Annotated in this window: 22 protein-coding genes and 1 tRNA gene; 11 read left to right on the forward strand and 12 right to left on the reverse strand. The window is 63.3% G+C overall.

Translation table 11 applies throughout. The features are described 5' to 3' along the window. Positions 1–44: 44 nt before the first annotated feature. Both V8J83_RS07235 and V8J83_RS07240 read right to left on the reverse strand, forming a co-directional pair. Entirely contained in the window at positions 45–2,321 is a 2,277-nt protein-coding gene (locus tag V8J83_RS07235; RefSeq protein ID WP_339984937.1) for an NADP-dependent malic enzyme, read from the reverse strand. A gap of 90 nt (positions 2,322–2,411) precedes the next feature. Further along, a complete protein-coding gene (locus tag V8J83_RS07240) occupies positions 2,412–3,179 on the reverse strand; it encodes an NAD kinase (protein WP_339984939.1) in 768 nt (255 codons plus the stop codon). A 213-nt stretch (positions 3,180–3,392) separates the two neighbouring features. On the opposite strand from V8J83_RS07240, the gene glyA reads away from it, so the two are divergent. Beyond that, a complete protein-coding gene (glyA, locus tag V8J83_RS07245; RefSeq protein ID WP_339984941.1) occupies positions 3,393–4,688 on the forward strand; it encodes a serine hydroxymethyltransferase in 1,296 nt (431 codons plus the stop codon). 94 nt (positions 4,689–4,782) lie between these two features. Here glyA and V8J83_RS07250 read toward each other — a convergent pair whose 3' ends face one another. The 3 genes from V8J83_RS07250 to V8J83_RS07260 form a co-directional block, all read right to left on the reverse strand. Continuing rightward, positions 4,783–5,058, reverse strand: a complete 276-nt coding sequence (locus V8J83_RS07250) for a hypothetical protein (RefSeq protein ID WP_339984943.1) — start codon at positions 5,056–5,058, stop codon at positions 4,783–4,785. 25 nt (positions 5,059–5,083) lie between these two features. Beyond that, a complete protein-coding gene (locus tag V8J83_RS07255) occupies positions 5,084–5,773 on the reverse strand; it encodes a PspA/IM30 family protein (RefSeq protein ID WP_439649757.1) in 690 nt (229 codons plus the stop codon). Positions 5,774–5,854: 81 nt separating this feature from the next. Next, positions 5,855–6,454: a TetR/AcrR family transcriptional regulator gene (locus tag V8J83_RS07260; RefSeq protein ID WP_339984945.1), complete on the reverse strand. Its 600-nt coding sequence runs from the start codon at positions 6,452–6,454 to the stop codon at positions 5,855–5,857. Positions 6,455–6,714: 260 nt separating this feature from the next. On the opposite strand from V8J83_RS07260, the gene V8J83_RS07265 reads away from it, so the two are divergent. Continuing rightward, a complete protein-coding gene (locus tag V8J83_RS07265) occupies positions 6,715–7,758 on the forward strand; it encodes a fatty acid desaturase (RefSeq protein WP_339984947.1) in 1,044 nt (347 codons plus the stop codon). 5 nt (positions 7,759–7,763) lie between these two features. Here V8J83_RS07265 and V8J83_RS07270 read toward each other — a convergent pair whose 3' ends face one another. Next, a complete protein-coding gene (locus tag V8J83_RS07270; protein ID WP_339984949.1) occupies positions 7,764–8,348 on the reverse strand; it encodes a TetR/AcrR family transcriptional regulator in 585 nt (194 codons plus the stop codon). 77 nt (positions 8,349–8,425) lie between these two features. Here V8J83_RS07270 and V8J83_RS07275 point away from each other — a divergent pair, with 77 nt between their 5' ends. The 7 genes from V8J83_RS07275 to V8J83_RS07305 all read left to right on the forward strand — a co-directional run bounded on the left by V8J83_RS07275 (position 8,426) and on the right by V8J83_RS07305 (position 15,079). Beyond that, positions 8,426–8,674 carry a hypothetical protein gene (locus V8J83_RS07275; protein WP_339984951.1) on the forward strand — a complete coding sequence of 83 codons (249 nt, stop codon included), beginning with the start codon at positions 8,426–8,428 and terminating at the stop codon, positions 8,672–8,674. A 76-nt stretch (positions 8,675–8,750) separates the two neighbouring features. Then, positions 8,751–10,037 (forward strand): homoserine dehydrogenase, encoded by a 1,287-nt coding sequence (locus V8J83_RS07280; protein ID WP_339984953.1) that lies wholly within the window; start codon positions 8,751–8,753, stop codon positions 10,035–10,037. Between the two features lie 3 nt (positions 10,038–10,040). Beyond that, positions 10,041–11,468, forward strand: coding sequence for an alkaline phosphatase D family protein (locus V8J83_RS07285; RefSeq protein ID WP_339984955.1), 1,428 nt, complete (start codon positions 10,041–10,043; stop codon positions 11,466–11,468). A gap of 185 nt (positions 11,469–11,653) precedes the next feature. Then, positions 11,654–12,616 carry a class II fructose-bisphosphatase gene (gene glpX, locus V8J83_RS07290; RefSeq protein ID WP_339984957.1) on the forward strand — a complete coding sequence of 321 codons (963 nt, stop codon included), beginning with the start codon at positions 11,654–11,656 and terminating at the stop codon, positions 12,614–12,616. Between the two features lie 17 nt (positions 12,617–12,633). Then, the gene (locus V8J83_RS07295) at positions 12,634–13,191 is read left to right on the forward strand and encodes a cysteine hydrolase family protein (protein WP_339984959.1); all 558 of its coding nucleotides are present in this window, start codon (positions 12,634–12,636) and stop codon (positions 13,189–13,191) included. After that, positions 13,188–14,927 carry a single-stranded-DNA-specific exonuclease RecJ gene (gene recJ / locus V8J83_RS07300; RefSeq protein ID WP_339984961.1) on the forward strand — a complete coding sequence of 580 codons (1,740 nt, stop codon included), beginning with the start codon at positions 13,188–13,190 and terminating at the stop codon, positions 14,925–14,927. Before V8J83_RS07295 ends, recJ begins: the two co-directional genes overlap by 4 nt. 77 nt (positions 14,928–15,004) lie before the next feature. Next, positions 15,005–15,079 (forward strand) — tRNA-Glu (locus V8J83_RS07305). A gap of 273 nt (positions 15,080–15,352) precedes the next feature. On the opposite strand, the gene V8J83_RS07310 is transcribed toward V8J83_RS07305, so the two are convergent. The 6 genes from V8J83_RS07310 to V8J83_RS07335 form a co-directional block, all read right to left on the reverse strand. Further along, on the reverse strand, positions 15,353–16,594 hold the full coding sequence (locus tag V8J83_RS07310) for a cytosine deaminase (RefSeq protein ID WP_339984963.1): 1,242 nt from the start codon (positions 16,592–16,594) through the stop codon (positions 15,353–15,355). A 5-nt stretch (positions 16,595–16,599) separates the two neighbouring features. Then, on the reverse strand, positions 16,600–17,655 hold the full coding sequence (locus V8J83_RS07315; RefSeq protein WP_339984965.1) for an ABC transporter ATP-binding protein: 1,056 nt from the start codon (positions 17,653–17,655) through the stop codon (positions 16,600–16,602). After that, a complete protein-coding gene (locus tag V8J83_RS07320) occupies positions 17,652–18,425 on the reverse strand; it encodes an ABC transporter permease (protein WP_339984967.1) in 774 nt (257 codons plus the stop codon). The genes V8J83_RS07315 and V8J83_RS07320 overlap by 4 nt, the downstream gene beginning before the upstream one ends. A 3-nt stretch (positions 18,426–18,428) precedes the next feature. After that, complete coding sequence (locus V8J83_RS07325; RefSeq protein ID WP_339984969.1) at positions 18,429–19,271, reverse strand: ABC transporter permease; 843 nt, start codon at positions 19,269–19,271, stop codon at positions 18,429–18,431. 65 nt (positions 19,272–19,336) lie between these two features. Beyond that, positions 19,337–20,464: an ABC transporter substrate-binding protein gene (locus V8J83_RS07330; protein ID WP_339984971.1), complete on the reverse strand. Its 1,128-nt coding sequence runs from the start codon at positions 20,462–20,464 to the stop codon at positions 19,337–19,339. A gap of 136 nt (positions 20,465–20,600) precedes the next feature. Beyond that, the gene (locus tag V8J83_RS07335) at positions 20,601–21,479 is read right to left on the reverse strand and encodes a LysR substrate-binding domain-containing protein (RefSeq protein WP_339984973.1); all 879 of its coding nucleotides are present in this window, start codon (positions 21,477–21,479) and stop codon (positions 20,601–20,603) included. 96 nt (positions 21,480–21,575) lie between these two features. On the opposite strand from V8J83_RS07335, the gene V8J83_RS07340 reads away from it, so the two are divergent. Further along, complete coding sequence (locus V8J83_RS07340) at positions 21,576–22,322, forward strand: BtpA/SgcQ family protein (protein ID WP_339984975.1); 747 nt, start codon at positions 21,576–21,578, stop codon at positions 22,320–22,322. Further along, positions 22,319–22,975, forward strand: coding sequence for a phosphoribosyltransferase family protein (locus V8J83_RS07345; RefSeq protein WP_339984977.1), 657 nt, complete (start codon positions 22,319–22,321; stop codon positions 22,973–22,975). Before V8J83_RS07340 ends, V8J83_RS07345 begins: the two co-directional genes overlap by 4 nt. The last annotated feature ends 40 nt before the right edge of the window (positions 22,976–23,015 follow it).

Genomic DNA, 23,015 nt, shown 5'->3' on the forward strand with positions numbered 1-23,015 from the left:
GCAAAACGTCTCGACCAAACCGGTTTGGCCCGAACTGCGACCGCTCAGCCATAGTGGCTGACCGGCGTCCCCGCGAGCGCCGAGATATTGAGCAACCCCCGTGCCGTGATCGACGGCGTCACGATATGCGCGCGGTTGCCCATCCCCATCAGGATCGGGCCAACCTCCAACCCGTTTGCCTTCATCTTCAGGATGTTACGCGTCGCCCCGGCCGCATCCGTAGACGCAAAGACCAACGCATTCGCCGCTCCCTCCAGGCGGCAGTTCGGGAACACCCGCGCGCGCAATTCCGGGTCCAGCGCACTGTCGACATGCATCTCGCCCTCATAGACGAAATCGCGTGTCTCGCTATCCAGCAACGCAAGTGCCGCGCGCATACGCTGCCCGCTGTCACTGTCGAGATTGCCGAACTGGCTTCCCGAACACAGCGCGATTTTCGGCTCCACCCCGAAGCGGCGAATATGGCGCGCGCAGCCGATCACCGTCTCCGCGATCTGCTGCGGCGTCGGCGTCGGGTGGATCTGACTGTCGGCAATGAACAACGGCCCGTCTTCCAGGATCAAAAGGCTGAGCGCCGCCACCGGATGAAAATCATCCGCCCCAAGGACTTGGCAGATGTAGTTCAGGTGCCAAAGGTATTGCCCGAACGTCCCGCAGATCAGGCTATCGGCCTCGCCGCGCTGTACCATGACCGCGCCAATCGCCGTGGTGTTGGTGCGCATGATCGCCCGCGCGAGGTCCGGCGAGACCCCCTTGCGCGCCATCAGACGGTGATACGTCTCCCAGTAATCGCGGTAACGCGGGTCGTTTTCGGGGTTCACCAATTCGACGTCGCGCCCCGGCTCGATCACCAGCCCCGCGCGCTCGATTCGTGCCGCGATCACCTCCGGTCGCCCGATCAGGATCGGCACATCCGTGGTTTCCTGCACCATCGCCTGTGCGGCGCGCAGCACGCGCTCGTCCTCGCCCTCCGCGAACACGATCTTGCGCTCTGCCGTTGCCGCGGCCTCGAAGACGGGCCGCATGACCAGCGCCGACTTGAACACCGACTCGTTCAGTTTGGCCCGATACGCACCCAGATCCGCGATTGGCCGCGTCGCCACGCCCGACGCCATCGCCGCCTCCGCCACCGCCCCGGCCACCACCGCCATAAGGCGTGGATCGAACGGTTTCGGGATCAGGTAGTCCACCCCGAAGGTGAGTTGCTCGCCCTTGTAGGCCGCCGCCGCCTCCGCGCTTGTCGTGGCCCGCGCCAACGCTGCAATCCCGTCGATACACGCCAGCTGCATCGCGTCGTTGATCTCGGTCGCGCCCACGTCGAGCGCGCCGCGAAAGATGAACGGAAAACATAGCACGTTATTGACTTGATTGGGAAAATCGCTCCGCCCCGTGGCAATAATCGCATCCGGCGCCACCGCACGGACCGCCTCCGGCAGGATCTCGGGCGTCGGGTTGGCCAGCGCAAAGATGATCGGACGCTCCGCCATCTTGCCCACCATCTCAGGCGTCAAAACCCCCGGCCCGCTCAGGCCCAGGAACAGATCCGCCCCCGCGATCACATCGCCCAGACCCATCGCCCGGTCGCCTTGCGCATAGGCATCTTTCTGCGGCGTCGAATTGCCCCGCCCCTCATGGACCAGCCCGTCGATGTCGCACAGCCAGACATTCTCGCGCCGCACACCCAGCTTCAGCAGCATGTTCAGACACGCAATCCCCGCAGCACCCCCCCCTGTCGAGACCACCTTGATGTCCTCGAATGCCTTGCCCGCCACATGCAGTGCATTGGTCGCCGCCGCCCCAACAACGATGGCCGTGCCGTGCTGATCGTCGTGGAAAACCGGGATGCCCATCCGCTCCCGACAGATTTGTTCAACGATGAAACAATCCGGCGCCTTGATGTCTTCCAGGTTGATCGCACCGAACGTCGGCTCCAGCGCGCAGACGATGTCCGCAAGCTTTTCGGGGTCCGGCTCGTTCACCTCGATGTCAAAGCAATCAATCTCGGCGAACTTCTTAAACAGAACCGCCTTGCCCTCCATCACCGGCTTCGACGCCAGCGCCCCGATGTTGCCAAGGCCCAGAACCGCCGAGCCGTTGGAGACCACCGCCACCAGGTTCCCGCGCGCCGTATATCGCGCCGCATTTCCGGGATCGTCCTTTATTTCAAGGCTCGCCTCCGCCACGCCGGGGCTATAGGCCCGCGCCAGATCGCGGCCGTTGGCCAGCGGTTTCGTGGCCCTGATCTCAAGTTTTCCGGGGCGGGGATATTCGTGATAATGAAGCGCCGCTTCGCGCAGGCCGTCGGGTTTATCGTCGCTCATCCACCGTGTCCTACCAATGGTTTAACGTTAAACGATCCCTTAACATCGCCACGCCATGTTGACCCTGCGACACCTGCGCGCCGGGCGGGCCTATTGGAATTGTTCGCGCAGCAGCCGCTCTTCCAACCCGTGACCGGGATCAAACAGGATGCGATGTTCGATTTCGGGCTCCGAGCGGATTTCCACGGCGGCCACCTCTTTCACCGACCGGCTATCGGCATCGGCCATCACCGGGCGCTTGGCGGCTTCTACCACCTCGATCCGCACCAGTGCACCCTTCGGCAACAACGCCCCGCGCCAGCGCCGGGGGCGGAAGGCCGCCACCGCCGTCATCGCCAGGACATCCGCGCCGATCGGCAGGATCGGGCCGTGGGCCGAGTAATTATACGCCGTCGATCCCGCGGGCGTGCTGACCAGCGCGCCGTCGCAGACCAATTCATCCATGCGGAGCTTGCCGTCCACAAAGATGCGCAGTTTGGCCGCCTGCGGACCCGCGCGCAGCAAGCTCACCTCGTTGATCGCAAGCGCATCGGCCGTCGTTCCGTCCACACATTCCGCATTCATTTTCAACGGGTTGATCACCGCCTCTTCGGCATCCTCCAGACGCGCGATCAGGCCGTCTTCGCCATATTCGTTCATCAGGAACCCGACCGTGCCCCGGTTCATCCCGTACACCGGCGCGGGCAAGTCCTGCGTCGCGTGCAGCGTCGAAAGCATGAAACCATCGCCCCCGAGGGCCACGATCACGTCGGCCTCCTCAGGCGGATGCGCGCCGTAGCGGGCCTCGAGCGTCGCCTTGGCCTCCTGGGCCAGCGCCGTGTCCGAGGCCAGAAAGGCGATGTTGCGCGCGGCGGGCATGGCCTCTCTCCCCTTGCGTCCTTGCCCGCGAACCATCGCGCGCGCCTATCGGAAACACAATATCCCATCGGCCTCCGCCAGCCACACTGTATCCCGTTGCATGCCGCGAAATGCCGCAAAACAAGGCCGCCGCGCCGTTTTACACCCTTCCCCGACCGGCGCATTTGCCCTAAGTCGCCCGGCAAGACCCCATCATGGCAGGAGGAGACGCCCATGAACGCCCCGCACAAAGACGACGGTTTCTTCACCGAAAGCCTTGAAAGCCGTGATCCCGAGATTTTCGCCGCCACCACGCAGGAGCTTGGCCGGCAGCGCGACGAGATCGAGCTGATCGCGTCAGAAAACATCGTCTCGGCCGCCGTGATGGAGGCCCAAGGCGGCGTGATGACCAATAAATACGCCGAGGGCTACCCCGGTCGGCGCTATTACGGCGGCTGCCAATATGTTGACATCGCGGAAGAACTTGCCATCGACCGGGCCAAGCAGCTGTTCAATGTGGGCTTTGCCAACGTGCAGCCCAACTCCGGCAGCCAGGCCAATCAGGGCGTGTTTCAGGCGCTCCTGCAGCCCGGCGACACCATCCTCGGCATGTCGCTGGACGCGGGCGGCCACCTGACCCACGGCGCCAAGCCGAACCAGTCGGGAAAGTGGTTCAACGCGGTCCAGTATGGCGTGCGCAAGCAGGATCTCGAACTCGACTACGATCAGGTCGCCGAAATGGCCGCCACGCACAAACCCAAGATGATCATCGCCGGTGGCTCCGCCATTCCGCGCGTCATCGACTTCGCCCGCATGCGCGAGATTGCCGATAGCGTCGGCGCCTACCTGCTTGTCGACATGGCACATTTCGCCGGTCTGGTGGCGTCGGGCCATTACCCCTCGCCCTTCCCGCACGCCCATGTCGCCACCACGACGACGCACAAAACCCTGCGCGGTCCGCGCGGTGGCATGATCCTCACCGATGACGAGGCCATCGCCAAGAAGTGCAATTCGGCCATTTTCCCCGGCATTCAGGGCGGGCCGCTCATGCATGTGATCGCGGGCAAAGCCGTGGCGTTCGGCGAGGCGCTTCGCCCCGGCTTCAAGGAATATCAGGGCCAGGTCATCGCCAACGCCAAGGCGCTCGCCGATCAGTTGATGAAAGGCGGCCTCGACATCGTCACCGGCGGCACCGACACGCACCTGATGCTGGTCGATCTGCGGCCCAAGGGCGTGAAGGGCAACGCCACCGAAAAGGCCCTCGGGCGCGCGCATATCACCTGCAACAAGAACGGTATCCCGTTCGACTCTGAAAAGCCGATGATCACCTCCGGCATCCGTCTCGGCTCGCCCGCTGGAACGACCCGCGGCTTCACCGAGGCCGAGTTCCGTCAAATTGCCGATTGGATCGTCGAAGTCGTCGACGGTCTCGCCGCCAACGGGGAAGACGGCAACGCCGAGGTGGAGGCCAAGGTCCGCACCGAGGTTAAGGCGCTGTGCGACAAGTTCCCGATCTACCCCGACCTTTGACAACCAACCCTTAACGCCAGTCGAAAAAGCGCCCCGCGGGGCGCTTTTTTTGTTTCAAATATTGTCCAAACCGGCGGGGGACCGCCTTCGGGGATCAGGCCGCGTCCTTGATCGCCTCCTCCAGCATCTTCTCGTTCCGCGCGTCCTCGATCCGCTTCAGCCTGTCCTCATCGAGCCGCATATCGAAGCGGTATTTCACAACGTTGATCAGGCTCAGCGTCAGCAGGAAAATTCCCATCGCCCAATAGCCCTTGGTCGCCAGCGGCACGTCCGTAGACAGCCACAGCGACAGCGCCAGCAGCGCATAGGCCAGGCCCACGCCGATGAAATTCAGGTTCAAGATCAATGTGTTATGGTGGCGATCAAACATGGTAATACTCCTTTTTGGATCGAATTTACTTGCTGCCGGTCTGCGCCCGCAGTCGGCGCAGCACATCGGCGGCATTGGATTTCGTCGGCGCGCCAAAGCCCGCCTCGCCCAGCTTTTCGGCCACGTCCGCACGCTCCAAACCGCTGTCGATCTCGCGCAGGATCTGGCCCTGCTCGAACGGATCATCGCGGTTCAGCACCCGCTGGATCAACGCCTCTGCCTCCTCAAACGCCGAATCCTGCGCCACATGACGGCCCAATCGGGTCTGGATATCGGCCTCTTTCTTGGCGGCGCGCGCGGCGAAAGCCCCCTGTTTCAAATCAATAATCCGACGGTTTGCCGCCTCCACCGATTGCCGCAGCTGCAAGATACGACCCTCAAGGCGCCGCACCGTGTCCCGCCGCACCTCCAGCTCGTTTTCCGTCTGTGCGATGGCGCCTGCGGCTTCCGTCGCAAGGTCTTCACGGCCCTCCGACAAGGCCTCCCGCGCGCGCCCCGTCAGGTCCGCCACCCGGTTTTCCAGCGCCGTCACTTGGCGCGATTCCGTGCGTTCGCGCTGAATAAGCGAGGCCAGAGAAAACTTCGCCGCCTTCAGGCTCGCCTCCGCCTCACGGATCTTTTGGTCGATCAATTCAATGCAGAAGTGGTCGCGCAGCCGGTCTTCGGCCCGCGCATTCGCGCCATCAATCAGCGTGGTCAGGGTTCTCAACATCATCTACTCCCAAATCTGAACAACGTTCATGAATTCGATGTAGTGAGAAAATGAACTGCGTTCAAGAATAAAATTGAACGGCGTTCAACTTTTTTGGCCAACCTGCTCCAAAAGCAGCCGGATCATGGCGCGCAATTGCTCGCCCGGCACTCCGGAGATCCGGTTTTCAAGCCCCAGCAACACGATCCCATGCACCGACGAAAACAGCGTCCGCGTCATCAAATCCAGCTCACGCGGTTCATAATGCGGAAAGATTTCCGCCAGCGGTTCCGAGATAAACCGAAACAGCCGCGCCATCGCCGCCGCATACCATTCCGGCACCGGTCCGTCGGAGCGCATCTCTACATCGAACAACGCGCGCCACAGCTTCGGGTGATCGGCCGCAAACCCCAGATAGGCATGCGACATCGCGATCAGGCGCTGGTTTGGCGCCTGGCCCGCCGCTGCATCGACGGCTGCGCTCACGACCGCGCCCAGGCGCACGAATGTCCGCCCGTTCACCTCAAGCGTCAGCGCATGCAGATCGTCGAAATGCGTGTAGATCGCGCCCACCGCACATCCCGCCTCTTTCGCGAGATCGCGTGCCCGGAGTGCGGCCAGTCCCTCCGCCTCGATCCGCGCCTCGGCCAGATCGACCAGCTTTCCGCGCAGCGCCGCTTTGCGCGCCTCAACCTTGCCAGCCATGTGCCCTCCCTGAACGCCGTTCAACCCGCTTAACACGGGCCGCGCATCGGCGGAAGGTCGCAACAATCAGCTTGTTTCAAGCCGATTGTCGGCTCCGGCTTGCCGCAAATTCTGTGGGGTGAGAGTTTGCGAAAGGTAAACAGAATACTAAATAAACCTGTCGAGGGGGCAACCAAGGGGTGTCATCCACCCGTCTGCCACCGGCCCCCATCCGCTAATCTATTGAAAGACAACACAGCTTCACGACCTGGACCGGACCAATGCACGCAACATCGTCCCTTCCCGAGATAACACCGACCTACCGCAAAGATGCTGAACGCGAGATTCGCCGCTTCACACGCGACTGGACCAAACGCGACAACCGCCTCGCGTCGCTCAGCTATTTCGGCACCTTCGCCGGATATCTGCTGACCCTCTGGCTCGCCGTACAGGCCTGGCCGGTCTGGTGGCTCGTCGTGCCGCTGATCGTCATAAACGCCTTCGCAGGCGTGCGTCTCTACGTGATTCAGCACGATCTGGGCCACAATTCCTTTTTCACGACCAAGCGGCTCAACACGCTCGCCGGTCATGCCAGCAGCGTCTTCACGCTCACCCCGTTCAGCGTGATGCAGCACAATCACAACGAACATCACAGTCATCTCGGCAATCTCGACGAACGCGACACCACCGAGATATTCACCATGACGCAGCGCGAGTGGCACGACGCCGGGTTCTGGAAACGGCTGCAATATCGCCTGTATCGCAACCCGTTTCTGATGATCCCGCTGGGGGGTCTGTTCACCTATGTGATCGTCTATCGCTGGCCCAAAAACACGGCCCGCCTTGCCCCGTGGCAGGTGCTGGCGCACAATGCGGGGCTGGCGTTGTGGGTTGCGCTGATCTGGGCCTGGGCCGGGTCTGTCGGCCTGATCATCTATGCGGGAACTGTCTTTACGGCGGGCTGCATTGGCGTGTTTCTGGTGTATCTGCAGCATAATTTCGAAGACACGTGGTGGGATCGCAAGCCCGACCTCAACCCGGCCCGCGCGGCTTTGCAAGGCTCCTCGGCGCTGGATCTGGGCTGGCTGTTTGATTTCGCCGTGGCCAACATCACCTACCACGATATCCACCATTTCAACGCCAACATCCCCTCCTACCGGCTGCGCGCCTGCCACCGCGCCTTGCGGCAGCGCTACGAAGTTCAGACGATCGGCTGGATGGAGGCCTTCCGCTCTTTTACGCTCAAACTCTGGGATGAGGATCAGGGCCGTCTGGTGCCCTTCCCCAAGGTGCCCGCCCCGCAACGCGTGGTCCCCGCACAGTAGCGCGTTCAGCCGCCCTGCACCGCCTTGCGCACCATGTCCCAATACGTGGATTCCACATCCGCCCGCGACAGCCGCCCGCCATCGCGGAACCATGTCGTGACGCCCGTCAGCATGGAAATCACCGCCATGGTCGCCAGTTTCGTGTCCGACACATCGAACACCCCCTCGGCCACACCGGCGCGCAGGATCGCTTCCAGCCGGTCCTCGTAATCGCGCCGGAGTGCCTCGATCACCGCGAAATTCTCGGGGCTGAGGTTGCGCAGCTCCATATAGGCGATGAACACCAGCTCCGGTCGGTCGAGGTGATAGGCGATGTGATGCCGCGCGAAATGCTCCAACTGCGCCATCGCGCCACCCACGGGCGGGGTCCAGTCGGCCAGAAGATCCTGCAAATGATCGCGCATCAGGTCGAACAACAAAGTCTGCTTGTCCGGCGTGTAAAGGTACAACGCCCCCGCCTGTACCCCCACCTCGCGCGCGATCTGGCGCATCGAGACGGCCGCAAAGCCATGCCGCGCAAACAGCCGCAGCGCGGTCGCGCGGATCTTGGGGCCGGTGGTTCCGGCGTGCGAGCCCTGGGTGCGTGCCATGGGGCCAAGCTTATCTGAACGGGTGTTCAATTCAAGGCGTCTGGACTTGCCGCCGCCCGCCGCGCTACGCTGGGTGCATGCGATATGCCACCCTGCTCCTTTGCCTGCTGCCGATGGCCTGCGCCCCCAGCTTTCCGGATCTGGACGACCGCCTGACCGCGCAATCGCAGGCCGCGGACTACCCGCGCCTGGTCCCCCTCGAACCGCTTCTTGCCAGCGCCGAGGCCCCTGCGCCGCGCGCCGCCGCAACCGAAGGCGCCAGCCTTGAGGCGCGCCTGGCCAACCTGCAGCGCCGGGCCGATTGGCTGCGCAATATGCCCCTCTGAGCGACCGTGCGTTGCAGCCTTCGGGCAGAGCCGCTAAACGGGCGGCGCAACCCACCCCGCGCCCGGAGTTCCCGCAATGACTGACCCCATCCGTCTTGGCATCGCCGGGCTTGGCACCGTTGGTGTCGGCGTTGTAAAAATCGTCCAGCGGCAGGCGCACCTTCTGTCCGCGCGCACCGGGCGCGCCATCACCATCTCCGCCGTCTCCGCGCGCTCCAGGGACAAGGATCGCGGCGTGAACCTTGCCGATTACGCCTGGGAAGACGATCCCGTCGCGCTGGCCAAACGCGCCGATGTCGACCTTTTCGTGGAGCTGATGGGCGGCGATGACGGCCCCGCCAAAGACGCCACCGAAGCCGCCCTGGCCGCAGGCAAGGACGTCGTCACCGCCAACAAGGCCATGCTCGCCCACCACGGCCAAGCGCTCGCCGAACGGGCCGAAACCAACGGCGCAGCGCTCCGCTACGAGGCCGCCGTCGCGGGCGGCATCCCGGTGATCAAATCCCTGACCGAAGGGCTGGCCGGCAACCGCATCAGCCGCGTCATGGGCGTGATGAACGGCACCTGCAATTACATCCTGACCCGGATGGACGAAGCGGGCCTGTCCTACCAGGCCGCCTTCGATGAGGCCGACGGCCTGGGCTATCTGGAGGCCGACCCGAACCTCGATGTGGGCGGCATCGACGCGGGCCATAAACTCTCCATCCTTGCCGCCATCGCCTTCGGCACGCGCGTCGCGTTCAACGACATGCGCCTTGAAGGCATCGGCAAAGTCTCCATCGACGACATCCGCCGCGCGGGCGATTTGGGCTACAAGATCAAACTCCTGGGCGTCGCGCAGATGACCGGCCGCGGGCTGGAACAACGCATGACCCCCTGCCTCGTGCCCGCCACCTCGCCGCTCGGTCAACTGGTCGGCGGCACCAACATGGTGGTGATCGAAGGCGACGCCGTGGAACAGGTCGTGTTGCGCGGCCCCGGCGCGGGCGAAGGCCCCACCGCCTCGGCCGTGATGGGCGACATCTGCGACATCGCGCGCGGCCTGCGCCTGCCGGTGTTCGGCCAACCCGCCGACACGCTGGTCGAGGCCACGCCCGCAAACGCCGAAAGCCCCGCCTGTTTCTACCTGCGGCTGGACCTGGTCGACAAACCCGGCGCGCTGGCCAAGGTCGCCACCGCGCTTGGCGAAAACGGCATCTCCATCGATCGCATGCGCCAATATGATCACGACGCCAGCAACGCGCCGGTGCTCATCATCACTCACAAGGCCGCGCGCCCCGATCTTGACGCCGCTTTGGCCGCCCTGCCCGCCACCGGCGTCGTGTCGGGCGATCCCGTGGCCCTGCGGATCGAGGACGTCTGAGGCGTGACACCGGACCGGATCCTCGGCCCCCTCCTGATCCTTGACCACATCGCCGACGGGCGGCTGCATCTGGCCGCCCTGTTTGCCGCGCCGCCCGGCGACACGCCCGGCCCGCTGACCGTCGACGACGTGCACGTCGCGCCTGTCGAACTGCTCTGCTACCCGCAGGTCGCACTTTTTCGCGCGCGCTTTTCCGTGCCCGCCGATGCCCCCGCCGCCTACGTATGGAACGGCGAAACCTATCCCGTCGCCTCTGATCTCACCGGCGACCTGCGCCTCGCCTACGTGTCCTGCAACGGCGAGGAACACGGCGATCTGGACCGCGATGGGGCCGAGCGCAACGCCATGTGGGCCTGCCTCGCCACACAGCACCGCGCGCGGCCCTTCGGCCTCCTGCTCCATGGCGGCGATCAGGTTTACGCCGACGAGGCCACGCACGGCCATCCGCTTTCCGAAGACTGGCCCGACAAGATCCCCCGCGATCCGCTGCCCCATGATCTCGACGATCTGCGCGAGCATCTGCGCGCGCGCTTCGCCGAGCGCTACATCGCACAATTGCAGCACCCCGACTACGCTTGGCTCGTCGCCCGCGTGCCGTCGCTGGCGCAATGGGACGACCATGATATCTGCGACGGCTGGGGCTCCCTGCCCCGCTCGCGCACCTATTCGCCCGTGGGCCAGACCCTCTTCGAGGTCGCGCAGGAGGCCAATCTGGCCTTCCAACACGGCACGGTTGCGGGCGATCTGCCCGCGCGTTTCACCGATCCAAAGGGCTATCACCTTGGCTGGCAGGTGGCGTTGCCCGGCCTGCGCCTGCTCGCCCCCGATCTGCGGTCGGAACGCACCCGCAGGCAGATCATGGACGACGGCGGCTGGACGGCGATGGAGGCGGCGGCGGCGGCGGCGTTCCGGGGCCGAACGCTCGTGATGTCCTCCGTGCCGCTCCTCGGCCCGCGCCTGTCGATCCTGGAGGCGTTGATGGTGCTCACGCCGAAGATGCAGAAGTACGAAGACGATCTGCGCGATCAATGGCAAAGCCGCGCGCATCGCGAAAGCTGGCAGCGCATGCTGGGTCTGATGATGCAGATGCAAGAGGCCGACGGGCAGGACGTCACCCTTCTGTCGGGCGAAATTCACCTTGCCACCCGCGCCGAAATGGCCGCGCACAACGGCCAGCCCCTGCATCAGCTTGTCGCCTCCGGCATCACCCACCGCCCGCCGCCCCGCGCCTGGGCGCGCGCGCTCGGGGCGCTCTCGCGGCTGGGGCAAAGCCCCTTGCCCGGCCATCCGATCCGCATCCGGCGCATACCCGGCCAGAACCTGCGCTATGTTGCCGAACGCAATGCGCTGGTGCTGGAACGGCAGGGCGAAAACTGGCAGGCGATCTGGCATTTCGAACATCAAGGCCCGGCCCCCGCGCTGGAGATCTGAGCCGTCAACTATTCATTTGCGAATAGTTATGGGTTGGGGATTGACCCGATCTATTCATAAATGAATGATCAACGTGCACAGGCCGCCTTCGTGCCCGCCCATCCCGTTAGCGCCCCCAGCCTTGTCGCGCCCAACCCCGCCCGCTATGGCAGTGCCAACCGCTTACAACTTGCGCAGGGATTTCCATGGCCAAGAAAGACTTCAACGACCGTTTGCTTTCACTCGGGCTCGCCCGCGTCTCCGAGGCCGCCGCCATCGCTTCAGCCGAATGGGTCGGGCGCGGTGACGAGAAAGCCGCCGATCAGGCCGCCGTCAACGCCATGCGCGAGCAGCTCAACCGCCTCGACATTTCCGGCGTCGTCGTCATCGGTGAGGGCGAGCGCGACGAAGCGCCCATGCTCTACATCGGCGAAGAGGTCGGCGCAGGCAACGGCCCCGAGGTCGACATCGCCCTCGACCCGCTCGAAGGCACGACCCTGACCGCCAAGGATATGCCCAACGCGCTCACCGTGATCGCCATGGGCCCGCGCGGCTCCATGCTGCACGCGCCCGATGTCTACATGGACAAGCTCGCCATCGGCCCCGGCTTCCCCGAAAACATCGTCAGCCTCGATCAGACACCCGGCGAGCGCGTGCGCCTTCTCGCCGCCGCCAAGCAATGCACCACCGCCGATGTCACCGTCTGCGTGCTCGACCGGCCGCGCCACGAACCCATGATCAAGCAATTGCGCGAAACCGGCGCCGCGATCCGCCTGATCACCGACGGCGATGTGGCCGGCGTGATCCATTGCGCCGAATCCGAGAAAACCGGCATCGACATGTACATGGGCTCTGGCGGCGCGCCCGAGGGCGTTCTGGCCGCCGCGGCGCTGAAATGCATGGGCGGGCAGATGTGGGGCCGCCTGACCTTCCGCAACGATGATGAAAAGGGCCGCGCGGCCAAGGCCGGGATCAAGGACCTCGACCGGATCTATTCCCGCGACGACATGGTGACCGCCGATGTGATCTTTGCCGCGACCGGCGTCACAGACGGCTCGATCCTGCCCGGCATCGTTCGCGAACCGACGCACCTGACCACCGAGACGATCCTGATGCGCTCCAAAACCGGCTCCGTCCGGCGGATGAGCTACCGCAACCCGCGCGCTTGACGGGCGGGCGGACGGGCATGGCCTCGGCGCTGATCCTGATCGACATCCAGATGGGGTTCGAAGCCCCCGTCTGGGGCGCGCGCAACAACCCCGGCGCCGAGACAAACGCGGGCCGCCTGTTGGCCGAATGGCGCAAATGGGCCGCCCCGATCTGCCACATTCGCCATGTCAGCAGCGAATTCGGCAGCCCGTTGGTGTCCGAGGGCACGATCTTCAAACCCGAAGTCGCGCCGCTTGACCATGAGCCGATCTTCGAGAAATCCGTCAATTCCGCCTTCATCGGCACCGAGTTGGAAGATCACCTGACCCAGTCCAGCGTCGGTGACCTTGTGATTTGCGGGCTGACCACGCCGCATTGCGTCTCGACCACAACCCGAATGGCCGCAAACCTCGGCTTCAACGTGCGGCTGGCCCATGACGCCTGCGCCGCGTTTGCATCCAACGCCGCCACCGATTGGGCCCCGACCCTCACCGCACCGGATCCGCAGGTGATCCACGACACCGCGATCAGCCACCTGCACGGCGAATTCTGCACCGCGCTTGCGACCGATACGATCCTGACCGAGGGGCCATGAGCTACCTTGGTGTCGAAACCTCGCTGACGGGGCGTCGCTGGGTCGGCCCCTCCGACGATCTCACCCGGAAGGCTGAGGCGCTGGTTCAACGCGCAGATCTACCGCCTGCCGTGGCCGCGATCCTTGCGCACCGGGGTGTGTCACCCGACGAAGCGTCCGCGTTTCTGGCCCCGGCTCTGCGCGACCTCCTGCCCGATCCGATGACGTTGCGCGACATGGAGCCCGCTGCCGAACGACTTGTCGCGGCGGCCCGCGCCGGCGAACGCATTGCGGTCTTTGCCGATTACGATGTGGATGGCGGGTCTTCTGCCGCGCTGTTGATCTGGTGGTTGCGAGCGCTCAACCGCTCTGCGACGCTCTACGTTCCCGACCGGATCGACGAAGGCTACGGCCCAAATGACGAGGCGATGTCAGCGTTGGCGCGGGATCACGACCTGATCATCTGCGTCGATTGCGGGACCCTCTCGCACGGGCCGATTGCGGCGGCCGTGGGGGCCGATGTGATCGTGTTGGATCACCACCTGGCCAGCGCGGAACTTCCCGAGTGCGTGGCTGTCGTGAACCCGAACCGGCAGGATGAAAGCGGCGCGCTTGGCCACCTTTGCGCGGCGGGCGTGGTCTTTATGGTGCTGGTGGAGGCGAACCGCCGCCTGCGCGCGGACATGGTGCAGGGCCCGGATTTGATGGCGATGCTGGACCTCGTGGCACTGGCCACGGTGGCGGATGTGGCGCCGTTGACCGGGGTGAACCGGGCGCTTGTGCGGCAGGGCCTGAAGGTCATGGCACGACGTGCGCGACCCGGCCTTGTGGCGCTGTCGGATGTGGGCCGCCTGGACCGCGCGCCGACCTCCTATCACCTGGGCTTCGTGCTGGGGCCGCGTGTCAATGCCGGTGGACGGATCGGCGCCGCAGACCTCGGCGCGCGGCTTCTGTCCACGGACAGCATGGCCGAAGCCGAGAATATCGCCGCGCGCCTCGATACCCTGAACACCGACCGACGCGAGATCGAGATGCGGGTGCGCGAAGCCGCCCTTGCCCAGGCCGAGGGGCGCGGGCTTGACGCGCCGCTGATCTGGGCGGCGGAAGATGGCTGGCATCCGGGCGTCGTTGGGATTGTGGCCTCGCGGCTGAAGGACCGCACCCGCCGACCCGCCGTGGTGATCGGCTTCGACGGAGACGACGGGAAAGGCTCGGGCCGATCCGTCGCGGGTGTCGACCTTGGCGCATCGATCCAGAAACTCGCCGCCGAAGGGCTGATCGAAAAAGGCGGGGGTCACAAGATGGCGGCGGGCCTGTCGCTCACCCGCAGGCAACTTGACCCGGCGATGGCCCGCCTGTCGGAGCTTCTGGCCAAGCAGGGCGCGGGGCAGAGCGGCCCGGCCGACCTGCGCCTGGACGCCACGCTTATGCCGGGCGCCGCAACGCCCGAGCTTCTGGAACAGCTCGAGGCCGCGGGCCCGTTTGGCGCAGGTGCCCCCGCGCCACGTTTTGCCCTGCCCGGCCTGCGCATCCGTCACACACGCCCCGTTGGCGAAACCCACCTCAAGTTGACCTTTGGTGATGGCGGACCGGTCACGCTTGATGCGATCTGTTTCGACGCTGTCACATCGGGCCTCGACGCACTGCAATCGCACAACGGGCGCGCGGTGCATGTCGCGGGACGGGTCGAGTTGAACCATTGGCAGGGCCGCACGACCGTGCAACTGCGCCTGGAAGATGCCGCCTGGGCCGAGTGAAGTTTCGCGGGCTTAGGGCAAAGAATCCGCTTGAACCCGCGGCATGGTTTTTCTAGACACCACGTCACTGCCAGCGTGGCCCGTTCGTCTATCGGTTAGGACGCCAGGTTTTCAACCTGGAAAGAGGGGTTCGATTCCCCTACGGGCTGCCACTGTTCAGAAAGATCCCGTAATTTCCGCGACTTGCGACGCGAAATTGTCCCGCCGCTGTGGTGCGTGGCAAAACGTGGGACACTTTTTGCTTTCTGATTGGGTCGTGCGAGGTTTTGCAACGCACTCGCAGCCCTCAATTCTTGTGACTCACAATTGGTGTAGCCGGTGACTTCTTTCGATGTCTGATGGCCGGCCATCCCAGGCCAAGTTCTTACGGTCCCCGGTTGGAATACTCCCTGTTAGGCCATCCTATAGGCCCACATTGCGGCCCGTCAGAAGTCGGCAGTCATTTCCGTCGTAGAGGGGGTAGTGCGCGCGACGACGCATCCGTTTGAGACGACAAGAAGTCGCGCGGGCCGCAGGCGAAGTGCATCAATTGCACTGGTCGCATCAAGAAGCACCAAGCTGGCCCGTTTGCCAGGCTCCAGCCCGAAATTCAGCCCCAAAATGCCCGCAGGCGTCCGTGTGACCATATCAAACGCCGTCCGCATGGCATCAGGCGATGTCATATGCGCGACGTGCAGGCCCATATGAGCCACATCCAGCATGTCGCCAGAGCCCAACGGATACCAAGGATCCTGGACGCAGTCCTGCCCAAAGGCGACCGTAACACCTGCGGCCAGCAACTCAGGCACGCGGGTCATGCCGCGTCGTTTGGGGTAGCTGTCCATCCGCCCCTGAAGCGTGATGTTAATCAGAGGGTTTGGAATGGCATTGACACGTGCCTCTGTGATCAGAGGCAGCAGTTTGGCAACGTAATAGTTGTCCATCGAGTGCATCGACGTCAGGTGCGATCCGGTCGCGCGGCCCTGTAGACCGCAACGGATGGTCTCAGATGCCAACGTCTCGATATGTCGACTGAGCGGGTCGTCGCTTTCATCGCAATGCAAATCGACCATCAAGCCACGGTCCGCTGCCAATTCGCAGGCCGCGCGCACGGCGGCTGCCCCGTCGGCCATGGTCCGTTCAAAATGCGGGATGCCGCCCACAACATCGACGCCTGCATCCAAGGCGCGCACAACGTTGGCGTCGGCTCCCTCAGATCGGAACCAACCATCTTGCGGGAAGGCCACGAGTTGCAGGTCCAACACGCCGCGCACGCGGTCGCGGACCTCTAGCAACGCTTCGACGGTGTTGAAGCTCTCGTCGGTGACATCGACGTGACTGCGGATCGCCAGCACGCCTTTCCCGATCGCCTCGCGGCAATATTTCAACGCGCGGGCAACGATGTCTTCACGGGATTGAAGCTGTTTCAACTCGCTCCAGAGAACGATCCCTTCCAGCAACGTGCCCGATTGGTTTACGCGCGGCTGGCCGTAGCTTTGCGTCGCATCCATATGGAAATGGGCGTCGACAAAAGGCGGACTTACCAGCTTGCCACCCGCATCGATCACCTCGGCGGCCTCTGCCGTGATGCCGGGTTCGACCGCCTGAATGAAGCCGTCCGACATCGCGATATCGGCGCGGCACCCGTCCGGCAAAACGCCATTCTTCAGCAATAAATCAAACGCCATCGTCTCTATCCCGCCATCACGTGGGCCGCATCCGGGAGCCAGCTGAGCCAGAAGGTCTGTCCCGGCTCCGGCGCGAGGGCCGCAAGCTGCGTCTCATTGACTTGGGCTTTGAGTTCCTCGCCGTCCGGGCCCTCAAAGTAGCAGATGATCCCGGTGCCTGCGAACTCTTCAGAGACAAACTCGGCGGGGATCGCGGCCGCGTCGGACACCGTGGCATGGATTTCCATCCGGTCGGCGGCCACCACAATCTCGGCCGGGCCATCTGCGGCTCCGGGCAGCGGATATTCCGCGCCATCGATGGTGATGATGCCGCCGCTCACGGTGCCTTCAAGGATGTTGTTGCGGCCCACGAACTCGGCCACGAAACGATTGTTGGGGGCGCGGAAGATTTCTTGCGGAGTCCCGATCTGCGCGATCTCGCCCTGTCCCATGATCACCACCCGGTCCGCCATGGCGAAGGCTTCGGACTGGGAGTGGGTCACGTAAACGAAGGTGATCCCCAGTTCCTTTTGCAGCTTGGTCAACACACCTTGCATCCGGATCACCAGATGCGCGTCGAGCGCGGACAGCGGCTCATCCAGAAGGAGCATCTGCGGTTCGGTCACCAGCGACCGCGCAAGCGCAACCCGCTGCCGTTGGCCGCCGGACAAAGCATCAACGGGACGTGTCTCGAACCCCTTCAAGCCCATCCGGTCGAGCCACAGCATCGCGCGGTCGCGGCGCTCTTTCGCCTCCACACCACGCATTTTGAGGCCGAATTCAACGTTTTCCACGACGTTCAGGAACGGAAACAACGCCAGAGATTGCCACACCAGCGGCGTGTCCCGCTCATGCACCGGCACGTCGTTCATGACCTGGCCGTCAATGCGAATGGTTCCTGCGGTCGGATTCTCCAGCCCCGCCAACATGCGCAGCGTCGTCGTCTTGCCGCAGCCCGACGGCCCCATGATGGCAACGAATTCACCACGCCCGATGGTCAGGTCCAGTGTCTTGACGGCCTCGAAGGTGCCGTAGTTCTTCTTGACGCCCGAGAAATCGACGAGGGGATCGGCAGCGGTCATTTCGCGGACTTTCTGAGAATGAGCAGTTGCGACACGATGACCAAAGTCATCGAGGTCAGGAAGACAACGGTGCCGATGGCGTTGATCTGCGGATCGACGTTGCCTTGCAGAATTTCGAGGATGATGACGGGCACCGTGCGATGCAGACCCGAAACGAACCAGGCGACCATGAACTCATCAAAGCTGACCGCCGCTGTCAGGCAATAGGCCGAGATGATCGCAGGCATGCAGAACGGAATCACGACGGTGCGCATGGCCCGCCAGGGCGACGCACCCAGGTTGCGCGCGGCGGCCTCCAGCGACGGGTCCATTTGTTGCAGGCGCAGGCGGCAGATCGCCATGGCGAAGGGCGCGCCCATCACGGTGTGGGCGATGATTATGCCCTGGATCGTGCCCGACAGGCCCAGTTGCGACAACCACGCCAGCATCGCGAGGCCCATGATCACCAGCGGGATCGTCGGCGGCAGAAGCGCGAGGGCGAGGTAGGCGCTCTTGAACCGGAAGCCGAAGCGAAAATCGGTATAGGCGGTGGCAAAGCCGATGAAGGTGGACAGGGCCGCCGCCGAGGCCGCGACGACCAGCGAATTGCGGAAGGCGGTCCAGACCTCGGGGCGGGAAAACGCCGTCTCATACCAATGGGTCGTGAACTCGCCCAAGGGAACCGTCGGGAAACGGTCGGAATTGAATGAAAACACCATCGAGGTGAGGATCGGCGCAAAAACGAAAGCAAAAAGCGCCGCAACATAGACCCAGGAGAGTGACCTACCCATGGCTCACTCCTTCCGCCGATAGGCTGCGGCGACCGCTGCGAAGGCCACGATGAAGAGCGTAACGATCATCATCAGTGCGACCACAGAGGCGCGTGGCCATTGCTGGCCGGATTTGGTGGTATCCACGATCAGGATCGAGAGTGTCGGCGGGTTGGACCCCCCCAGATAAGCCGGGCTGACGAAATCCCCAAAGGTCAGGATGAACGCAAAGACAAAGCCGATGATCAGACCGATTTTGGCAGCAGGCACGATGACCCGGAACAGCGTTGCACGCGGATTGGCACCCAAGTTGCGCGCGGCCTCGATCAGGTTGCGGTCGACGGCGGCGAGGCTGAAGGTCTGCAGAATGACTACGAGCGGCAACACCAACGTCATGTAGCCCACCATCGCCCCGAAGCCGGAGTTGAGCATGGTGAACGGGCCAAGGCCCACATAGCCAAGCAACCCGTTCAACGGGCCGCTTTCGGCAAGAAGCACCTGCCACGCGTAGATGCGCACAAGGTATGACGTGAAAAACGGCACAATCAGAAAGAAAATGGCCCAACGACGCACTGTCTCGGACGCGCGGAAGGCCAGCGCGAAGGAGGCCGGAAACGCGATCAGACTGGCCAAAGTGGCGGCCAATGCGGCGCGACCCAAGGTCACGAAATAGGCATCCCAGAAAAAGCCGCGCGTCAGCATCCGTTCCCAATTGTCGAAGACGAAATCGGGCTCCATCCGGTAGTTGCGCACCAGCCAGAAGGTCATTGCCACCATCAGGAGCAGCGGGCCGATGAAGAACAACCCCTGCCAGATCAACAAGGGCCATTGCCAGACGGATCGATAGACGAAGTTGCTTCTGGGCACAGGCGCGGGTCCGAAATGGGGAAAGGCCGCGCCACACGATGCGGCGCGGCCCATAGGTCGGTGGATCAGGCTGTCTTGTATTCAGACCAGAAGTCGTTCCAGTCCTCCAGCGTCTGCTGACGCGGGATGTCGCGGAAGAACAGGCGTTCTTGCTGCAACAGGTTGATCGGGCTTTGTGCATGGCCCTCGATCATGCCGGAACGCTCTGCCTCCGCCGGGTTTTCCGCCTGGATCGCTGCCCAACCGGAGCGGGTGGGCGACAGGCCCGGATAGGCCGCCATCTGGATGGATTTCAGCTGACCGCGCGGGCTGAGCATGTATTGGATAAACTCGTTCACGATCTCCTGCTTGGTGGAGCCGCGACCGATGGAATAGCTTTCCGTCCACTGAATGCCACCCTCTTCCGGAATGACACTGGCCACCGGCGCGCCGTCCTTTTGCAGAACGCCCGTGATCCAATCCCCGATGCCCGCCATCGCGGTGATCTCGCCGTTGCTCATGGAGGCAAAGGTGCCACCGTAATCAAAATAGCCGCCAACCTGCGGCTTGAGGCTGAGGGTGCGTTCCTGCACCGCCTGCCAGGCCGCGTCGTCGATATCAAACGGCGAGGGCGCACGGTTTCCGGCCAGCAGAGAGATCTGGCCAAGGTTCGGCAGGTGCCAGTCGAAATGACCGACGCGACCCGTGACCTTCTCATTCCAGAATGCGTTGTAGCTCATCGCTTCTTCGGCGGTCAGCACATCGGTGTTGTAGGACACACCAAGCAGGCCATAGCGCACCATGACGGACCAAAGCTGGTCGTCGGTCCAGTGGCCGGGGAAGTTCTGATACTCGGGGAAGAAGTCGTCGAAATTGAACAGCGAAGCGTCCATTTCCTCGATATAGCCTGCGGCGTTGAGCTGCTGCACGAACTCGGCATCCGACAGGATAAGGTCGTAAGTGCCCGGAGGCGATTGTGCGATCAGCGCCAACATGTTGTCGCCGCCCGCGTAATACTGCGGGACGAATTGAACGTTGTTCTCTTCCTCGAACTCGGCAACTACGTCCGGCTCTGCATGACCAAACCACGCCAGCATGTTGATCTGCGTGGGCTCCTGCGCCCAGGCGCGGTTGATCATCGGGACCGCAAGTGCGGCACCGGCCGCGGTTGTCATCAATCCGCGCCGGGTGAGCGTCATCTTCGAATGGGACATGGGACCTCCTTGTCGATCGTTCAGATTTCTTGGACCAAGCGCCATTTGCGGAGCCAGCCGATCAATTAGGAACAAGCGTAGTCGCGAGTCCCTCCATTTTGGAAATTTACAGTTTGTATATAGTGATTAAAAATTCTTATGCAGGTGCGGGTTGGTCGTTCTTCTGAATATGGTCGAGCAGATGCTGCGTCAGTGCATGACCGGCGTCGTGCAACACCGCATGCTTGTAGAATAACCCGATCTTCAACGGGGCCAGCTTTGGAAAGCGCTCATCTTCGCCTGCAACCCGCATTCCAGGCTTTAGCGTCGCGGGCGTCAGCGCTGTGGCCCCCAACCCGGCCAAAACAGCAGACTGCAAGCCTTCCACGTCACGTGACACCAACTGCGTGCGCCAGCTTCGGCCCGACATGCGCAGAGCGTTCCGCATCCGGGACGCATATTCGCAGGGGTCGGGATGGCGCACGATGGGGATGGGGGCTTTGCGATCAAACAGCACGTCTTTCTTGACGGCCCAAAGGGGCTCCACCGTTGTTGTCTCGACAAGATACGGCACGTCACCTTCCGGCACGAGAGCCACGCTGATATCAATCCGATCATTGGCCAAGGCGACCCGAAGGTCTGACGACAGCATGCTTTCGATCTCGATACGTACATCGGGATGGCGTGCGGCAAACTCTGAAATCGCCTCCAGAAGGAAACTGTGGGAGAAATCCGTCGGCACACCGACCCTGATCCAACCTGCCAAGGCAGAATCCGAGAAATAGGCGATGAGATCATCGTTCAACCGCAGCATCTGGCGTGCATAGGGGCCAAGCGCCACGCCATCATCGGTCAACCTGAACTGTCGGCCCGACGTGCGGATCAGCTTGGTTTGCAGAATATCCTCCAACCTGCGGATTTGCAGGCTGATGGCGGGTTGCGTTCGGCCAAGCGCCTTGGCCGCCTTGGTGAAACCACCAAGATCGACAACGGTCACGAAGCTGCGAAGAAGGTCTGTGGGGATATTGTTGGGCATCCGTGCATTTTGATAATTTATGAATGCATATCAACTATCAATTTCTGAAATTTCGATGCGTTGGCTAGGCTGCATTGCAAACGGCGGAGGCATCCCTTGAACCACGACACATTCAAACAGGCCGCGCGGGCCGGCGAAACATTGGTGACACCCGTCATTCATGTCATTGACGCCAATCAAGCCCTCCGCAACCTTGATGTGATCGACGCGGCGGGTTGCCCGGGCGCGTTCTTGATCAATCACGACTTCCCGGTTGATCCGTTTTTGCCAATCCTGAAAGAGGTTCGTGCCGCCCGGCCTGATCTATGGTTGGGCGTCAACTTCCTCGATCAACCCGGCAACATAGCATTCCCGATTCTAGGCCAACTGGCCCGCGAGGGATGCCGCATAGACGCGTATTGGGCCGACGATGCCAGGATAGATGAGCGCAAGGACCGCCAAGCCACGGCCGATGAAATCGAACAGATCCGTAAGGACAGCGGTTGGACCGGCGTTTACCTGGGCGGCGTTGCCTTCAAGAAGCAGCGGCCCGTGGCCGAGGACCAATACGCCCGGTCCGCGCGCCTGTCCGTGCCCTACCTCGACGTTGTCTGCACATCGGGCATCGCCACCGGGCACGAGGCGGATCTTTCGAAAATCGAAACCTTCCGTGAGGCCATCGGAGATGCCCCGCTTGCGCTCGCCTCGGGCATCACGCCCGAGAACGCGGCCAGCTACCGCGGGCTGGTCAACTGCTTCCTTGTCGCCACAGGCATCAATTACCCGGGCGACTTCTACAACATCGATCGCGACAGGCTGGACGCGCTTCTGGCGGTCACCCGCAAACAAGGAGAACCCGTATGACTGATCTCAAAGGCCCCCGCGATGCGCGCTGGTATCTGTCGCTGATGTCGCCCAACACCAAGGGCCCGCAATTCGCCTGGCTGGACCCGACGTCGATCTACATCAATTCGACCGCGTTCAACGACTTGCTTGATGATCTGTGTGCAGAACTGGATGCGAACGAGATCGACGTGGTCGCCGGTCTGGATGCGATGGGGTTCGTTCTGGGCGCCGCCTTGGGCGCGCGGTTGGGGCGTGGGTTCCTGCCGATCCGCAAATCCGGCAAGCTCTGCGTGGACACCGACAAGGTAAGCTACGGCAATTATTCCGGTCGCACCCAGGATATGGAAATGCGCACGCCCGCCTTTGCCGAAGGCACCCGCGTGCTTCTGGCCGATCAATGGGTGGAAACCGGCGGCACCATGGACGGCGCAGTCCGCCTGGTGGAGCGCCAGGGCGGCAAGGTCGCGGGAATGGTCGCCGTTGCCATGGAAGAAAACCCTGCCACTGACGCCTACCGCGCGAAGTACAAGGTGGTCACGGCGGTGCAACAGAACACGCCCTGGCAGGCTGAGTGCAACGCACAGCGCCTATCGAGCTTCGACACCTATCAGCCCGAGCGCACCTTCCCCAACGCGGGCCGCACCCCAAGCCCGGAGCCTGTCGGCGGGTAAGCATGCCATGTTGACGGCGGTGAAGCGCGCGAACACAATC

The organism is Gymnodinialimonas ulvae (assembly GCF_037543845.1).
Lineage (GTDB): Bacteria > Pseudomonadota > Alphaproteobacteria > Rhodobacterales > Rhodobacteraceae > Gymnodinialimonas > Gymnodinialimonas ulvae.

Excerpts from the sequence above, each read along its gene's own strand:
- V8J83_RS07235 (WP_339984937.1), bottom strand. The coding sequence starts at position 2,321 with ATGAGCGACGATAAACCCGACGGCCTGCGCGAAGCGGCGCTTCATTAT.
- V8J83_RS07240 (WP_339984939.1), bottom strand. The coding sequence starts at position 3,179 with ATGCCCGCCGCGCGCAACATCGCCTTTCTGGCCTCGGACACGGCGCTG.
- glyA (WP_339984941.1), top strand. The coding sequence starts at position 3,393 with ATGAACGCCCCGCACAAAGACGACGGTTTCTTCACCGAAAGCCTTGAA.
- V8J83_RS07250 (WP_339984943.1), bottom strand. The coding sequence starts at position 5,058 with ATGTTTGATCGCCACCATAACACATTGATCTTGAACCTGAATTTCATC.
- V8J83_RS07255 (WP_439649757.1), bottom strand. The coding sequence starts at position 5,773 with ATGATGTTGAGAACCCTGACCACGCTGATTGATGGCGCGAATGCGCGG.
- V8J83_RS07260 (WP_339984945.1), bottom strand. The coding sequence starts at position 6,454 with ATGGCTGGCAAGGTTGAGGCGCGCAAAGCGGCGCTGCGCGGAAAGCTG.
- V8J83_RS07265 (WP_339984947.1), top strand. The coding sequence starts at position 6,715 with ATGCACGCAACATCGTCCCTTCCCGAGATAACACCGACCTACCGCAAA.
- V8J83_RS07270 (WP_339984949.1), bottom strand. The coding sequence starts at position 8,348 with ATGGCACGCACCCAGGGCTCGCACGCCGGAACCACCGGCCCCAAGATC.
- V8J83_RS07275 (WP_339984951.1), top strand. The coding sequence starts at position 8,426 with ATGCGATATGCCACCCTGCTCCTTTGCCTGCTGCCGATGGCCTGCGCC.
- V8J83_RS07280 (WP_339984953.1), top strand. The coding sequence starts at position 8,751 with ATGACTGACCCCATCCGTCTTGGCATCGCCGGGCTTGGCACCGTTGGT.
- glpX (WP_339984957.1), top strand. The coding sequence starts at position 11,654 with ATGGCCAAGAAAGACTTCAACGACCGTTTGCTTTCACTCGGGCTCGCC.
- V8J83_RS07295 (WP_339984959.1), top strand. The coding sequence starts at position 12,634 with ATGGCCTCGGCGCTGATCCTGATCGACATCCAGATGGGGTTCGAAGCC.
- recJ (WP_339984961.1), top strand. The coding sequence starts at position 13,188 with ATGAGCTACCTTGGTGTCGAAACCTCGCTGACGGGGCGTCGCTGGGTC.
- V8J83_RS07310 (WP_339984963.1), bottom strand. The coding sequence starts at position 16,594 with ATGGCGTTTGATTTATTGCTGAAGAATGGCGTTTTGCCGGACGGGTGC.
- V8J83_RS07315 (WP_339984965.1), bottom strand. The coding sequence starts at position 17,655 with ATGACCGCTGCCGATCCCCTCGTCGATTTCTCGGGCGTCAAGAAGAAC.
- V8J83_RS07320 (WP_339984967.1), bottom strand. The coding sequence starts at position 18,425 with ATGGGTAGGTCACTCTCCTGGGTCTATGTTGCGGCGCTTTTTGCTTTC.
- V8J83_RS07330 (WP_339984971.1), bottom strand. The coding sequence starts at position 20,464 with ATGTCCCATTCGAAGATGACGCTCACCCGGCGCGGATTGATGACAACC.
- V8J83_RS07335 (WP_339984973.1), bottom strand. The coding sequence starts at position 21,479 with ATGCCCAACAATATCCCCACAGACCTTCTTCGCAGCTTCGTGACCGTT.
- V8J83_RS07345 (WP_339984977.1), top strand. The coding sequence starts at position 22,319 with ATGACTGATCTCAAAGGCCCCCGCGATGCGCGCTGGTATCTGTCGCTG.